The following is a 15,427-nucleotide window of genomic DNA, read 5'->3' on the forward strand; positions in this document are numbered from 1 at the left end:
TTTTACAGTGTGGCTTCGCAAAACCACTGTGAGACCTGAGGCCCGGCTATGACCACCTGCTTCGCCTGATAGGGGCTACGCAACTGGTCAAAGCCTCATTCAACGCAAACTTCCGAAGGTGTTACGGCAGTGAGTTCACCAGCAACGCGGTCCCGCAATGGGCCGACCGGACGACAGTCGATTGGCAATACATCGCACCCGGCAAACTGCTCCAGAACGCTTTCATTGAGAGCTTCAATGGTCGGCTGCGCGACGAGTTCTTGAATGAAATGCTCCTCTCAGCACTGACACAGTGCTTGATCAGTGCTCCCTGACTGAAGCAACGATTACAACGATCATCGACCACATTCTGGCCTCGGCTGGCTGATACCGGCCGAGTTCGCTCGGACCAGCAACCCGCGGCGTGATGCAGTGGTGCGCAGCCGAAATGACTCCGCACAACAATCCACGGGCTACCGCCCGAGCTAGCGAAACCAAAAATCGCGGCGCGAACTTAAAACTGGATAAAACTTAGGGCATGGTCACTCACTGTGAGGATTTCCCGAGCCTCTTCTTATCCGAAGGCGCTATTCACTTTGCCTATAGTGGCAGAAAAGCTTGGACCCCGTACACCGAGATATCTCCACAGTCATCGCGTTGGTTAACTCTTTAATGAAGATGCTTCTCCAATGTCTTTGCCATCGTCAGTAATTCGGATCTACCCATATCGTTTGGCAGCAAAAGTGAAATTGCGGCTTGGCTGTTGTATATATTTGCCTTTTCGGCGGAGATGGCGATCGTTTTGAGTTCGCCACCAGCATGTTTTCTTGTGCCGAAGGCATAGCCTTCGGTCTTCAGCATGGCGATTTCCTGCATCACCATTTCGACATCCACATCCCATTCCCGATAGCGCTCGGTATTGATCTCGATGATCCTGTCGCGGGCAGCTTCATCCATCTGTGCCAGGACACAGACGCCACCCAGGCCGACACCAAGCGGCAGGCGACCTCCGACACCTTGGAACAGGGATTGCATAGGCAAGGTTCCAAGCGCGAAATCCAGACAGACCGAATCCAGTCCGGAGCGCACCATGAGGTAACTGGAAAGTCCTGTTTCGGCGCTGATGCTGATCAGCGCCGGACGGTAGAAGTTCACCATGTCGTTGATGCTATGCGACTTGTTCGCCAGCGCATAGATACCGGGGCCGAGACGATAGGCGCCCCGCCGCCCCGATTGCTCGACAAGGCCGAATTGGCTGAGCGCCACAAGCGCTCGGTGAACGGCGGATTTGGCGTCGTCCAGCTTTGCCGCAAGATCGGAAAGCGTCAATCCCGGTGGATTGGCATCGCCCAGTGCCATGAGGATTTCGGCTGCGCGCATGACGTTGCTCGACGATTTCTTTTCCGCGCTCAATCCCTGAGTCCTCCAAAGGCAGTGTATCGGCCTGCATGGTCTTTAACAGTGCAGGCCGATACGGGTTCAAGCTGTGAAACGTTTCCACCCGGCTTGTCAATTCCGGGCGGAATGCAACCAGGGTTAGGCTTTAGCCGTAAACCGATTCGGCTTCGGCAGCTGTCATTCGTCCTTGGCGTACATCGCTTTCAACCTGTGTCTTTTCGCGGCCATTCGGTGTTCCGTAACCGCCCGCGCCGGGGGTGACGATTTCCAGCAGGTCGCCGGCCTTGAGGTCTGTCGAGCCATCGACGAAGACGTCGCGGTTGCCGTTGAGGGTGAAGTAACCGCGCGCGCCTTCCCGCCCGCCATCTATGCCCCAGGGGGCGGAGATCAGGCGCGAACCCATGACCTGCACGCGGCAATCTGCCTCTGCGCGGTAGACACGGCGAAGGCCCATGCCGCCGCGGAACGTGCCGGCACCGCCGGAACCGTCCACCAGTTCATAACGGAGCAGCGTAATCGGGTATTCGTTTTCGAGCGCCTCGACGGGAAGGTTGGAAGTGTTGGTCATGTGCACATGCACGCCGTCTAGGCCATCCTTGTTCCAACGCGCGCCGGAACCGCCGCCGATGGTTTCGAGATAGACCCAGAGGCTTTTGTCGGGACGGGTTCCGTTGAAGCTTGCGACGCCGACGGAGCCGTTAGAAGCGGCGGTTACCCGGTGCGGGATGACCTGCGCAAAGGCGCCGTGGACCAGATCGACCACGCGCTGGCAGGCCGTGATGCGCCCGTCAACTGCCGCCGGATGGCCGCAACGCAGAAGGCTGCCCTCTTCCGCCGTCACATGGATCGGGCGGGCGAGGCCGGCATTCGGCAGGATCGTCGGATCGACGATCGATTTTACCGCGTAATATACAGTTGCCAGAAGCGCGGTATAGACGACGTTGAGGCCGGCGCGCACCTGTGGCGGGCTAACGAAATCAAGGTGCATTTCATCACCCCTGACTTCGATCGTCACGCCGAATTCCAGTTCGCCGACAAGCGCTTCACTGTCGAAACGATCTTTGAATGAATAGGTGCCGTCGGGAATCGAGGCTATGCCAAGGCGCATCTTGCGCTCCGCATAGTTCATCAGTTCTGCGCCCGCGGCAAGAACCGTGTCCAGACCGTATTTATCGCAGAGTTCGTTGAGGCGGGTGATGCCGAGGCGGTTTGCCGCCATCTGGGCGCGCAGGTCGGAGACGCGTTCGTGCGGAACCTGGCAATTGAGTAAGAAGAGGCGCTGGATATCCTCCTGCAGCACACCTTCCTTGTAGAGGCGCACCGGCGGAATACGCAGGCCTTCCTGATAGATATGCGCATGGCCGCGATCGGCGAAGTCGGAATGGTGGGCGGTGTTGATGGCCCAAGCCACGAGATGCCCCTGAACGAATATCGGTGAGGCCATGACGATATCCGGCAGGTGGGTGCCGCCACCCTCATAGGCATCGTTGCCGATGAAGATGTCGCCGGGCTTGATGTTTTCCAGACCGGGTGTGTGCATCAGATAGGGGATGAAGCCGATGAAGCTGCCGAGATGCATGGGAATATGCTCGGCCTGGCACAACATTGCGCCATTGGCATCGAAGAGGGCAGTCGAGCAGTCGCGGCGCTCCTTGATATTGGTGGAATAGCTGGCGCGGACGAGCGCTTCGCCCATCTCCTCGACGGTCGAAGCAAAAGCGCTGGCAATCACTTCGACGGTAATCGGGTTGATGGCCGTGGTTTGTTCCTGATTGACGTTCAGCATCACTTCGCCTCAAGCATGAGATTGAGATAGGCATCGACGGTCGCGGTCGTATCCATCGGCACAACGGTGGTGGTATCCATCTGGTCGATGATTGCGGGACCGTGGACGACATTGCCGGCTTTCAGCTTGGCGCGGTCGTAGAGTGTCGCGGTGACGAAGCCGCCGGCTTCCATCATCCAGACTTCGCGAGAACCCGTGATCGCCGCGGACGAATCCGAGCCTTCGATTTCCGCCGGCTGGAACTGCGCCTTTTCGACAAGTCCGCTTGCGGCCAAGCGGAACGTCACCATCTGCACCGGCTCGCCTTCTGCAATGAAGCCGTAGAGCTGGCGATGGGCGTTGAGGAATGCTTCTTCGATCGCCGCAAAGGTTGCAGCCGTGACCTGTCCTGCCGGAACCGGGACCGAGATCTCGTAGTTCTGGCCGGCGTAACGGACATCGACCGTGCGGGAGATCTGCTGCGCCTGTGGGGCAATGCCTTCGCTCTCGAACCAAGCATAGGCTTTGGCCTCGAGGGCTGCGTAGATTTCGCCGATGCCGTCTGCACTTGCCTCGTCCAGACGAGTGAGTTGCGTGGAGGAGAAGTCGGTGCGCAGGTCGGTCATCAGCAGGCCGAGCGCGCAAAGGACGCCGGGCGTGCGGGGAATGAGGATGCGCTTCATGCCGAGTTCTTTTGCCAGACGCGCGGCGTGAACCGGGCCTGCACCGCCGAAAGCGACCATGGTGTATTCGCGCGGATCGTGGCCGCGCTGCACGCTGATGACGCGGATGGCCTTGGCCATGTTGGCGGCAACGATATCGAGAATGCCGTTTGCCGTTTCCAGCACGCCCATGCCGAGCTTGTCAGCCAGCGTCTGGATCGCGGCGCGCGACAGTTCCTGATCAATCTTCATGCGGCCGTTGAGGAGGTATTTCGGGTTCTGCGTCTGCAGAAGCACGTTGGCGTCCGTCACCGTCGGCTCCGGGTTGCCGAGACCGTAGCAGGACGGGCCGGGATTTGCGCCGGCGCTGCGGGGGCCGACCTTCAAGAAGCCGCCATTGTCAACATACGCAATCGAGCCGCCACCGGCACCGACCGTATGGATGTCGAGCATCGGAGCCTTGATCGGATAACCATGCACGACGGATTCGTTGACGACCTGGCATTTGCCGCCAGCCAGAAGAGCCACGTCACTCGACGTGCCGCCCATATCGAAGGTGATGAGGTTTTCGATGCCGGTCATGCGTCCGATCGCCTGTGCGGCGACCACGCCGGTGCTCGGGCCTGACAGTACGGTGCGGACGGGCAGGTCCGCAGCCGCATCAAAACCGATGACGCCGCCATTGGACTGGGTCAGTTGCGGGGCGACGGAAATGCCGAGGTCTTTCAGCTTGCCGCTGAGCGCATTGACATAACCCTTCATCACCGGGCCGAGATAGGCATTGACGACAGTGGTCGACAGACGCTCAAACTCGCGGAATTCCGGGGCGATCCTGTGCGACAGCGCGGAGAAGGCTTCCGGGAACTCTTCTTCGAGAATGCGCCCGGCGATCGCCTCGTGTTCGGAATTCAGGAAGCTGTAGAGGAAGCAGACTGCGACCGACTTGACGCCGGCCTTCTTCAACTCGCGTACGGCTGCGCGGAACTCTTCCTCATCAAGCGAAATTTCGGTATCGCCGTTCGACAGGACACGTTCCTTGACGCCGATGCGCAGATCGCGGCTGACCAGCGTATCGGGCTTGTCGGCCTGGATATCGTAAAGGTCCGGGCGCTTCTGGCGGCCGATTTCGAGCAGGTCGCGGAAGCCGTCGGTGGTGATCAGGCCGGTCTCCACGCCGCGGCCCTGGATCAGCGCGTTGGTGGCGACGGTGGTGCCGTGGCCGAGAAAGGCAACGTCGGAAGCCGTGGTTCCGACTTCGCGAAGACCTTCTTCCACACCTTGGGTAATGCCGCGGGAAGGATCGTCCGGGGTGGACGACACCTTCCAGATTTTCACCTCTCCGGTGTTCTCTTCAAACAGACATACATCGGTAAACGTACCGCCGGAATCCACGCCAATGCGCCAGACCATGAAGTTCCCCTTCTTGTTTTGAGGCTGTGTCGCCCCGAAGTGGCTTCATGTAAGAACCGAAGAAAAAAACTGTCAACTAAATTCCAATAAATGGATCATCTATTATTTTATATTCCTATAATAGGATTAAAAGGCGTATTTTTGACATTTATTTGCTGGCCGCAGCTTTTTTATTCCGATAATTGGACTTAAGATAATTATTTGGCCCTTTTATAGGAATTTGCTTGACGATTTTCATTTCTGGTTCTTAGCTTGACCGCATGGAACCACAGGCCTCGGCCTTTCGGATTTCCTTGAAGCCGCAGCTCCGTCATCGGGTGGAAAAGATGATGCGAGAAGCGTGACTAAACAGGTTGATGCTTGATCAGCAAGGCATCCGCGAAAGCATGAAGACATGCGCGCCGTGCCTTGAAGCCATAAACAGACAGGCCATAAAAGAGGGAACTGCTATGATTGTTAACCGCCGAGATCTCCTCAAATATCTCGCCATATCCAGCGCCGCCGCAGCACTTCCCGGTCAGCTTTTTGCTGCTCCGGCGGCTAAGACCCTGCGGGTCGGTCTGTCCACCTATCCGTCGCATTTTCGTCCCTGGATCAATGTCGGTTACGCGGGCCAGCTCGTGTCCGCGCTGATCAACCGCAACCTGGTCACCTATGATGCCAAGGGCCAGCTGGTCGGCGAACTGGCGGAAAGCTGGAAGCGCGAGAACGACCTGACCTGGGCTTTCGTCCTCAAGGACGTGAAATTCTCGAACGGCCAGCCGGTGACCTCGGCCGACGTGAAGTGGACGCTGGAAAAGATCGCGGCCGAAGGCTCCGGCGCATATATGCGTGATCCGGTGACGCATGTCGCGTCGATCGAGATCGTCGATGACCGCAATTTTAAGCTCGTCACCAAAGAACCTGACGTAACCATTCCCTCCGTCATGGCCTATCCGTTCTTGGCTATCATTGCGGCCGGCTCTACCGACAGCCAGGAGCAGGGGATCGGCGCAGGTCCGTTCACCATCGTTTCCGCCGAAAAGGGCGTCGGCATTTCGCTGACGGCCTCGGAGCATTATTTCAAGGAAGGCCTTCCGTCCTTCAAGGACGTGCAGATCACTCCTTATGCGGATGAAAACCTGCGTGTTGCAGCGCTTACCGCGGGCGATGTCGACCTGATCGACTACGTTCCGTGGAGCGCGATGGACACGATCGAAAAGGATGCCAATCTCAAGCTCGACGCCATGGCTTCCGGTGCGTTCATGTATCTGAGCTTCAACGGTTCGGGCGTGTTCAAGGATCCGAAGCTGCGTCAGGCCGTCGCCTTCGGCATCCGCCGCGAGGAAATCGTCAACACCATGTTTTATGGCCGCGGCGCGCCGCTTGCCGGCGTTCCGCGCCCGTCGGTCTCGCCTTACTATAACAAGGAATTGGCCAATTACTGGTCATATGATCCGGCAAAGGCAAAGGCCCTGCTGAAGGAAGCTGGTTACGAGAACGGTCTTGAGGTCTCGCTTCTGGCCACCTCGCAATATACGATGCATTCCGGCATCGCCGTGCTGGTCCAGTCGCATCTGGCGGAAATCGGTATCAAGGTGAACCTGACCATGCCGGACTGGGCAACCCGCGTGACGATGGGCAATCGCGGCGTCGGCGACTTCGCGGTTCAGGGCATCGGCATCGATACGCTCGATCCGGATGCGGCGGCAACCGTCATCGATCCGTCCTTGACTCAGACATTCCTGCGAAGCCGCAACTTCGAGGTTCCGGGCCTGACCGACCTGTTGCAACGCGGCCGCCAGGAAGGCGACGAAGCCAAGCGTATCGCGCTTTACGCCGAAGTCGACAAACTGGTCTGCGACAATACCAGCTTCTGCGGCCTCGCTTATCGCGCCACCGGTTTTGCCCGAGCCAAGAGCGTCAGCAATCTCGAACTGCTTCCGGACCAGATGTCGCCCTTCTCGGCAACATTGTTCGACAAGCTGGCGCTTGCCTGACACATCTCCCCAGCGCTTCCGCTTGCATTCCCGTGCAGGTGGAAGCGAAATGGCATTGATTGCCGCGTCGCATGACTGCGGCGGCCTGTGCCGTGACCAAGAGAGAATAGGGGCTTCATGTTCTGGTTTCTAAGACGCGGGTTTGCTAGTCTGATCATGTTATGGGTGATCGTGACACTGGTTTTCATGTCCATTCATTTCGTGCCCGGTGATCCCGTCGAACTGCTTCTGTCACAGGATGGCGGTTCGGCCGATCCGGCAACCGTGCAGATGATCCGCGAGGATCTCGGGCTCAACCGGCCGATCGTCGAGCAGTATGTGGAAAAGCTGAAGGGTCTTGCCTCCTTCGATCTCGGGCGCTCCATGGTCGACGATAGTTCCGTATCGGCGGAAATCGCCCGCCGGCTGCCGCGCACGCTGGAACTGATCGGGCTTGCAGCGCTGATCAGCCTCATCATCGGAATTCCGGCCGGCATCTATGCAGCGCTTCACACCGGCAGATCGTTCGATCGCGTCGCATCCTATCTGGCAGGTTTTGCGCAGGGCATTCCGGTTTTCGTACTGGGCACGCTTCTCATTCTCGTCTTCTCGCAGATGCTGAAGCTGACATCGGCGGGCGGTTTTGTGGCGTTTTCGCAAGCGCCGGGCAAACACATGCTGCTGCTGCTGATGCCTTCATTTTCCATCGGTATCGGCCTAGCCGCGATCGTCTTCCGGATCACCCGCGCCTCGACGCTCGAGGTGCTGCCGCTCGACTATGTCCGCACGGCACGTGCCAAGGGGTTGGGTGATCGCCGTATCGTTCTCCACCACATCCTTCGCAATGCGCTGATCCCCGTCATCACCATCTTCGCGCTGCAGATCGGCTCACTGCTCGGCGGCACGGTGCTTGTCGAATATGTGTTCAACTGGCCGGGTCTGTCGGGAATGCTGGTCAGCGGCGTTAATGCCCGTGACTATCCGACCGTGACCGGCGTCATTTTGGTGATCTCGGCACTCTTCATCGGCCTTAACTTCCTGGTGGATGTTCTTTACGGCCTGACTGACCCGCGGGTACGCAAATGACCGGAACTTTTTCGAAATTCAAATCAGATCAGATCCCGGCCTATCTTCTGGCCCTATTGCTCATCGTCAGTCTTCTCGCTCCGGTTTTGCCGCTGCAGGATCCATTGCTGATGGATACCGCGTCCCGTTTTGCCGGTCCATCGGCCCAGCATCTGTTCGGTCAGGATGAATTTGGCCGCGACATTCTCGTGCGTCTCATCTTTGCAATCCGCAACTCGCTGATCGTAGCTTTCGCCGCGGCCGTTCTGGCGGGTATCTTCGGTACGGCGCTCGGTGTTCTGGCAGGTTATTCCCGCGGGCTGACCGAAATGCTGGCGATGCGGTTCATCGACATCGTGCTCTGCTTCCCGCCTCTGCTGCTCGCCATGCTGGCGGTGACGCTTTACGGTCCGGGGCCGGTAACGCTCATTCCGGTGCTTGCGATCGTCTTCGTGCCAAGCTTCACCCGTGTTGCCCATGCCAGCGTGCTTTCCGTCCGCTCGCAGGATTATGTCGAGGCCGTGCGCAGCATGGGGGCGAGCAATGCGCGGGTGATGTTCTCCACCATCCTGCCCAACATCGCCGGTCCACTGATCGTCCAGTTTTCGTTCACTGTCGCAGTCACCGTGGTGCTGGAATCCGGCCTGTCCTTCCTCGGGCTCGGCGTGCTGCCACCCGCGCCATCCCTCGGACTGATGATCGGAACCGGCCGCGCCACGCTGGCGCAGGCGCCGATGCTGCTGGTCTGGCCCTGTGCGGCGCTGACGGCGATGATCCTCATCCTCAACGCTTTCTGCGACGACCTGCGTGACAGGCTCGATCCGAAATCCAGCAAGATCAGGGGGCAGTGATGTCGATAGCCGAAACCACGAGTAAGCCCGGCCTGTCGATTTCCGGCCTGAACATATCCTTCCGCAACAAGGATGGATGGACTTCGGTCGTGCGCAATCTCGGCTTCGATATCGCACCAGGCGAAACCGTCGCGATCGTCGGTGAATCCGGTTCGGGCAAGAGCGTTACTGCCCTGTCGGTGCTTGGTCTGCTGCCGCAGCAGGCGACGCGCATCGAGGGCTCGATCCGGCTGGGGGACAAGGAACTTCTGTCTCTTTCGCCGAAAGATCTGAAGGCGCTGCGCGGCAATGAGATCGCGATGATCTTTCAGGAACCGATGACGTCGCTCAACCCGACAATGTGCATCGGCGAACAGATTGCCGAATCCATCATCGCTCATCGCGGCATATCCAAGGCGGAAGCCAAGCTCGAGGCGATCCGGTTGATGGAGAAGGTGCATATCCCATCTGCCGCACGGCGTTACGGTGAATATCCGCACCAGTTTTCCGGTGGCATGCGCCAGCGCGTGATGATTGCTATCGCGCTTGCCTGCAAACCCGCACTGCTGATCGCCGACGAGCCGACCACGGCACTCGACGTGACGATTCAGGCGCAGGTGCTGAATCTGATCAAGGAACTGCAGGAAGAAGAGGGCATGGCCGTTCTCTTCATCACCCACGACATGGGTGTGGTGGCCGAAGTCGCCGACCGCATGGTGGTGATGTATCGCGGCGACGTGGTGGAAGAAGGCACGACGACCGAGATCTTCGCCAATGCCCGCCATCCTTACACCAAGGCGCTTCTCTCTGCCGTGCCGCAGCTGGGATCTATGAGTGGCAGCAATGATCCGCAGCCGTTTGCGATCTACGATATCAATACCGGCCTCGCTACCGATGCCGCGGTGCTGAAATCCACCGTCGACATGTCGGAGATCCTCTTGGAGGTGAAAGATCTGTCGGTTCGCTTCCCGGTACAGCAAACGATCTTCGGCAAGGTGACTGCGCGTGTGCACGCGGTCGAGAATGTCAGCCTGACGCTTGCGCGCGGGGAAACGCTGGCGATTGTCGGCGAATCCGGCAGCGGCAAGTCCACCACCGGCAAGCTGGTTACCGGGCTGCTGCATCCGACCGCCGGCAAAGTGGAGATCTGCGGCAAGCCGATGCGCAGCGACACGCGGCAATCGCTCAGCCGTTCGGTGCAGATGATCTTTCAAGATCCTTTCTCCAGCCTCAATCCGCGCCTGACTGTCGGCCGGGCTATCACCGAGCCGCTGCGCATTCACAAACTGGCGACGGAAACGCAGCGGGACGAGATTGCCGCCTCGCTGCTCACCCGTGTCGGCCTTTCGCCCAATATAGCAAAACGTTATCCGCACGAGTTTTCCGGTGGCCAGCGGCAGCGCATCTGTGTTGCTCGGACGCTGGCGCTGAAGCCGAGCGTGATCATCGCCGACGAGGCGGTTTCGGCGCTCGACGTGTCGGTGAAGGCGCAGGTCGTCAATCTGCTTCTGGAATTGCAGCAGGAAATGCAACTCGGTTTCATCTTCATCAGTCACGACATGGCCGTTGTAGAACGCATCAGCCACCGTGTCGCGGTGATGTATCTGGGAGAAATCGTCGAGATCGGACCGCGGGCGGCGATTTTTTCCAATCCGGTTCATCCCTATACGCGCCGTCTCATCGAGGCAGTGCCGGTTCCCGATCCGTCGCGTCGCCGCGATCGCCACAAGATAACCGACAGTGAGATCCGCAGCCCGGTGCGCGCCGGCGACTATGTAGTGCCTACGCGCACCTATCGCGAAGTGTCGCCCGGTCACCTCGTGCAGGAGGTCGGCCCGGAATGGGCTGCCTGAATTTTCAAATAGACCATTGAGGCAAAAGCCATGTCACTCTCCATTCCTGTTTCACCGTTTCAAGGCGATGCCGAATTACCGGCGCATGTTGACGTTGTCGTCATCGGCGGCGGCATTATCGGCATCAACACGGCGCTGTCGCTGGCGGAGCGGGGGGTCTCCGTCGCCGTGGTTGAAAAGGGCGTGATCGGTGGCGAGCAATCGGCGCGCAACTGGGGCTGGACACGCCAGATGGGGCGCGATCCGGCGGAAATCCCGCTGACCATGGCAAGCCTGCGGCTGTGGTCTCAGATGAACGAGCGCACCGGCGATGAAACCGGCTGGCGGCGCACCGGCATCACCTATCTCTGCTACAACAAGCGCGACATGGATATCTGGGGCGGCTGGTATGAAAAAGGCAAGGCTTACGGGCTGAATTCCGAAATGCTGACCGGTCCGCAAACCGAGGCACTACTGCCGGGGTCGTCAGGAGGTCTTATCGGTGGTCTGCATACGCCAAGCGACGGGCGTGCCGAACCGGCATTGGCGACGGTCGCCATGGCGAATGCGGCGAGACGTGTCGGTGCTCACATCCTGACGCAGTGTGCTGCGCGTGGTGTCGAGCGCTCGGCGGGCAGGATCTCCGCCGTCGTGACCGAACGTGGCAGGATCACCTGCTCGTCTGTCGTGCTGGCGGGTGGTGTCTGGTCGCGGCTGTTTGCCGGCAATATGGGTATCGATTTTCCGCAGCTGAAGGTGATGGGCACGGTTGCTCGCGTGACCGGTATCGAAGGCATTTCCGACATGCCGGTCGGTGCTGGGGATTTCGCCTACAGAAAGCGGCTGGATGGCGATTATTCGGTGGCGCTGCGCAATGCCAATATCGCCAATATCGTGCCGGACAGTTTTCGGCTGTTCTTCGAATATATGCCGTCCTTCGTCCAGACCTGGCGGGAGCTGAAGCTCCGTGTCGGGAAATCCTTCGTCGACGAACTGGTGATGCCGAAACGCTGGGCGCTGGATGAAAAGACGGCCTTCGAGACGATCCGTACTCTCGATCCGCTGCCGACGAAATCCTTCAACCGCAAGGCCCTTGCCAATCTCGCACGCGCCTATCCGGCCTTTGCCAAGGCGCAAGTCGTCAACGAATGGGCGGGCGTGATGGATGTGACGCCGGATGCCGTTCCCGTCATCAGCGACGTGCCGTCAACGCCGGGCTTCTTCATCGCCTCCGGTTTCTCCGGCCACGGGTTTGGCATCGGACCGGCTGCCGGCCATCTGATGGCCGATATCGTCATGGGTGGCGATAAATTGGTCGATCCCGCCCCGTTCAACATTTCGAGACTTCGGCCGAAGCTGGCGATTGCAGCTTAATCTGCGTGCGATATTTCCCGTCACGGCAAAAAAAGACCTCCCATATGCCTTCTGGCGTTATGGGAGGTTTAGTTGGGGAGGGGTGTCCGGCGGTTACGTCCGGTTTGCTGGTTTTGGTTCAGTCAGCGAGATCGCTGGTCAGCAGACCTGCATAAGGGAAGAGAGCAGGGGAGCCGCCACAATGGACGAAGAGAACGGAACTGCCCTTCTCGATGCTGCCCTTCTCGACGCAGCCAATGATGCCGGCGAAAGCCTTGCCGGTGTAGACCGGATCGAGAAGCATGCCTTCGCGATTGCCGGCGAGCTTGATCGCCGCATTGCCGGCATCCGAAGGAATGGAATAGCCGGGACCGATATAGTCGTTCTCGATACGGATATCGTCGGCAGTCCAGCGTTTCTTGACGTCAAGAAGGTCCGCGCCGGCATTGGCCATCACGGCGATACGCTCGCTGAACGGAACCGCGCTTCCAGTGACGGCAATGCCGACGACTTCAGTATCGGGCCAGTAGAGCGAGCAGCCGATATGCAGACCGGCAAGCGTGCCGCCCGAGCCGACAGGAGCAACGAGATAGCGCGGAGCGGGCGTGCCGGCGGCGGCATATTGCTCGGAGAGTTCCTTGACCGCGTTGACATAACCCATGGCGCCGAGTGCGCTCGCACCGCCGAGCGGGATGATATAGGCCTTTTCGCCCCGTGCCTCTGCTTCAGCAGCGTGGTGGTCCATGCGTGGGTTGATCTGCGTGAAATAGGCATCGGGATCGAGGAAATCGATCTGAGCGCCAAAAAGATGGTCGAGCAGGAGATTGCCCTGATAGAGGTCCGGACGGTTGCCGCGCAGGACGAGAATAGGCTTCATGCCGTATTTGCGAGCGGCAGCAGCCGTCATGCGGGCGTGGTTGGATTGGTGGCCGCCGGTGGTGATGAGCACCTTGACGCCCTGCGCGACGGCATCGGCCATCAGGTATTCGAGCTTGCGCACCTTGTTGCCGCCACCGCCGAAGCCGGTGAAATCGTCCCGCTTGACCGAAAGCGAAATGCCAAGCTCGGCGCTCAGGCGCTCCATCTTCTCGATCGGCGTCGGCAGATAGCCAAGGGAGAGCCTGGGGATCGCTTCGAGTTTCATGCAGATTTCCTCTTGAATCACGGGGTGCGGCGGGTCGGATGCGACCGGCGATGATCTTGGATATATAATATATCCTATATCGATGCTGGCAAGATGCTTTCATTTGTGGCATGCAATATAAAGAGGCAAATTATTGCTTTCGGACCTGAGTTTAGAGAAAAAGGACCCGTCCATGAGCGCACCCGTGATGACCGTGTCGGGCCTGAAAACGTCCTTCCGCCGCAAAGGCATTTGGCTTCCCGTCGTTCGTGATGTGTCCTTCGACATCCATGCGGGCGAGACACTGGCGCTGGTGGGCGAATCCGGTTCCGGCAAGAGCGTTACAGCCATGTCGATCATGCGGCTCTATTCGCCCGAGACCTGCCGGATCGAAGGATCCGTGACGCTCGAGGGCCAGGAGCTGACAACGCTGCCGGAGCGCAAGATGCGCGATGTTCGCGGCGACCGGATCGCGATGATCTTTCAGGAACCGATGACGAGCCTCAATCCGTCGCTGACGATCGGGGACCAGATTTCCGAAGTGCTGGTTGCGCATCGCGGCCTGTCGCTTAAGGAGGCGATGAAGGAAACGCGCGGCCTGCTGGAAAAGGTGCGGATTCCGTCCGCCGCCAAACGCCTCGAAGAATATCCGCACCAGATGTCCGGCGGCATGCGCCAACGTATCATGATCGCCATGGCGCTTGCCTGCCGCCCGCGGCTGCTGATCGCCGACGAGCCGACGACGGCACTCGATGTGACGATCCAGGCGCAGATCCTCGAGCTGATCAAGCTGTTGCAGGAAGAAGAAGGCATGGCCGTTCTCTTCATCACCCATGACATGGGCGTCGTTGCCGAAATCGCCGACCGCACGCTCGTGATGTACAAGGGCGAGGCGATCGAGCGCGGTGAGACCGGGCAGATTTTTGCACAGCCGCAGCGTGGATATACCAAAGCGCTCCTCTCTGCCGTGCCGAAGCTCGGATCGATGCAGGGCGAGGCAGGCCCGGCCCGTTTCCCGCTGGTGGATGTCGAGACCGGCGTGCCGGTCGAGATGCCTGATGTGAAAGACACCGTGTCTGCCGGACCGGTACCGCTTCTGCAGGTGCGCGATCTTGTGACGCGTTTCGATATCGGCAGCGGGTTTCTCGGTTCCACATCCGGCCGAGTCCACGCCGTCGAAAGCGTGTCCTTCGACCTCAAGGCCGGAGAAACGCTGGCGCTGGTGGGCGAGTCCGGTTGCGGCAAATCGACGACCGGTCGCACGATCATACGCCTGCAGGACGCGACGTCCGGCTCGGTGAAGCTTGATGGCCAGGAGATACTCGGCCTGACGGGGCAGGATATGCGCGCCATGCGCCGGCATATCCAGATGATTTTCCAGGACCCGTTTGCCAGCCTCAATCCACGCATTCAGGTCGGCGACGCGGTGGCTGAACCGCTGCTTGCGCACCATATCGCCTCCAGCAAGAGCGATGCCCGCGAGCGGGTGGCGGACCTGATGGTGAAGGTCGGTTTGCAGCCGGATATGGCGAGCCGTTTTCCGCACGAGTTTTCCGGTGGACAGCGGCAGCGCCTGTGTATTGCCCGTGCACTTGCCATGGCGCCGCAGATCATCGTCGCGGACGAGGCGGTGTCGGCGCTCGACGTATCGATCAAGGCGCAGGTCATCAACCTGATGCTCGACCTGCAGGAAAGCATGGGGCTTTCCTATCTGTTCATCAGCCATGACATGGCAGTGGTGGAGCGGATGAGCCATCGCGTTGCCGTGATGTATCTCGGCGAGATCGTCGAAATCGGTCCGCGGCAGGCGATCTTCGAGAACCCGCAGCATCCTTACACAAAGCGGCTTCTCGCTGCCGTTCCGATCCCTGACCCGGCCCGCCGGGGTATTCGTCGCGGTTTGAGCAATGAGGAAATCAAGAGCCCCGTCCGGTCGCTTTCCTATGTTCCGCCGAAGCGCGATCATATGGAGGTTTCGCCGGGGCATTTCGTCCAGTCCTGGGGCGATGAATGGGGCAATGCCGCTGCGGCTGCATGACGTGAATTGGCAAG

General features: G+C 59.5%; 10 protein-coding genes and 1 pseudogene. 7 read left to right on the top strand and 4 right to left on the bottom strand.

Translation table 11 applies throughout. The features are described 5' to 3' along the window. Positions 1-125: 125 nt before the first annotated feature. Positions 126-514 (top strand): annotated as a pseudogene (locus FHP24_RS28935) (integrase core domain-containing protein); the annotation flags it as partial. Between the two features lie 134 nt (positions 515-648). Here the strand turns inward: FHP24_RS28935 and FHP24_RS26580 are convergent. The 3 genes from FHP24_RS26580 to FHP24_RS26590 form a co-directional block, all read right to left on the bottom strand. Beyond that, positions 649-1,392 carry an IclR family transcriptional regulator gene (locus tag FHP24_RS26580; RefSeq protein ID WP_139679275.1) on the bottom strand — a complete coding sequence of 248 codons (744 nt, stop codon included), beginning with the start codon at positions 1,390-1,392 and terminating at the stop codon, positions 649-651. Between the two features lie 130 nt (positions 1,393-1,522). After that, positions 1,523-3,163: a hydantoinase B/oxoprolinase family protein gene (locus FHP24_RS26585; protein ID WP_139679276.1), complete on the bottom strand. Its 1,641-nt coding sequence runs from the start codon at positions 3,161-3,163 to the stop codon at positions 1,523-1,525. After that, entirely contained in the window at positions 3,163-5,214 is a 2,052-nt protein-coding gene (locus tag FHP24_RS26590) for a hydantoinase/oxoprolinase family protein (RefSeq protein ID WP_139679277.1), read from the bottom strand. Before FHP24_RS26590 ends, FHP24_RS26585 begins: the two co-directional genes overlap by 1 nt. Before the next feature lie 449 nt (positions 5,215-5,663). On the opposite strand from FHP24_RS26590, the gene FHP24_RS26595 reads away from it, so the two are divergent. The 5 genes from FHP24_RS26595 (at position 5,664) to FHP24_RS26610 (ending at position 12,273) form a co-directional block, all read left to right on the top strand. Beyond that, on the top strand, positions 5,664-7,193 hold the full coding sequence (locus FHP24_RS26595; RefSeq protein WP_139679278.1) for an ABC transporter substrate-binding protein: 1,530 nt from the start codon (positions 5,664-5,666) through the stop codon (positions 7,191-7,193). Positions 7,194-7,310: 117 nt separating this feature from the next. After that, positions 7,311-8,258 carry an ABC transporter permease gene (locus FHP24_RS26600; protein WP_139679279.1) on the top strand — a complete coding sequence of 316 codons (948 nt, stop codon included), beginning with the start codon at positions 7,311-7,313 and terminating at the stop codon, positions 8,256-8,258. After that, entirely contained in the window at positions 8,255-9,088 is an 834-nt protein-coding gene (locus FHP24_RS28875; RefSeq protein WP_246091956.1) for an ABC transporter permease, read from the top strand. Before FHP24_RS26600 ends, FHP24_RS28875 begins: the two co-directional genes overlap by 4 nt. Then, positions 9,088-10,920, top strand: a complete 1,833-nt coding sequence (locus FHP24_RS26605) for an ABC transporter ATP-binding protein (RefSeq protein WP_180356147.1) — start codon at positions 9,088-9,090, stop codon at positions 10,918-10,920. Before FHP24_RS28875 ends, FHP24_RS26605 begins: the two co-directional genes overlap by 1 nt. A 30-nt stretch (positions 10,921-10,950) precedes the next feature. Next, on the top strand, positions 10,951-12,273 hold the full coding sequence (locus tag FHP24_RS26610) for an NAD(P)/FAD-dependent oxidoreductase (RefSeq protein WP_139679280.1): 1,323 nt from the start codon (positions 10,951-10,953) through the stop codon (positions 12,271-12,273). Between the two features lie 118 nt (positions 12,274-12,391). On the opposite strand, the gene FHP24_RS26615 is transcribed toward FHP24_RS26610, so the two are convergent. Further along, positions 12,392-13,396, bottom strand: coding sequence for a 1-aminocyclopropane-1-carboxylate deaminase/D-cysteine desulfhydrase (locus FHP24_RS26615; protein WP_139679281.1), 1,005 nt, complete (start codon positions 13,394-13,396; stop codon positions 12,392-12,394). 172 nt (positions 13,397-13,568) lie between these two features. Between FHP24_RS26615 and FHP24_RS26620 the strand changes: the two genes are divergently transcribed. Further along, a complete protein-coding gene (locus tag FHP24_RS26620) occupies positions 13,569-15,413 on the top strand; it encodes an ABC transporter ATP-binding protein (RefSeq protein WP_139679282.1) in 1,845 nt (614 codons plus the stop codon). Positions 15,414-15,427 lie beyond the last annotated feature (14 nt).

The sequence above is a fragment of the Aliirhizobium smilacinae genome, from assembly GCF_006335145.1.
Lineage (GTDB): Bacteria > Pseudomonadota > Alphaproteobacteria > Rhizobiales > Rhizobiaceae > Neorhizobium > Neorhizobium smilacinae.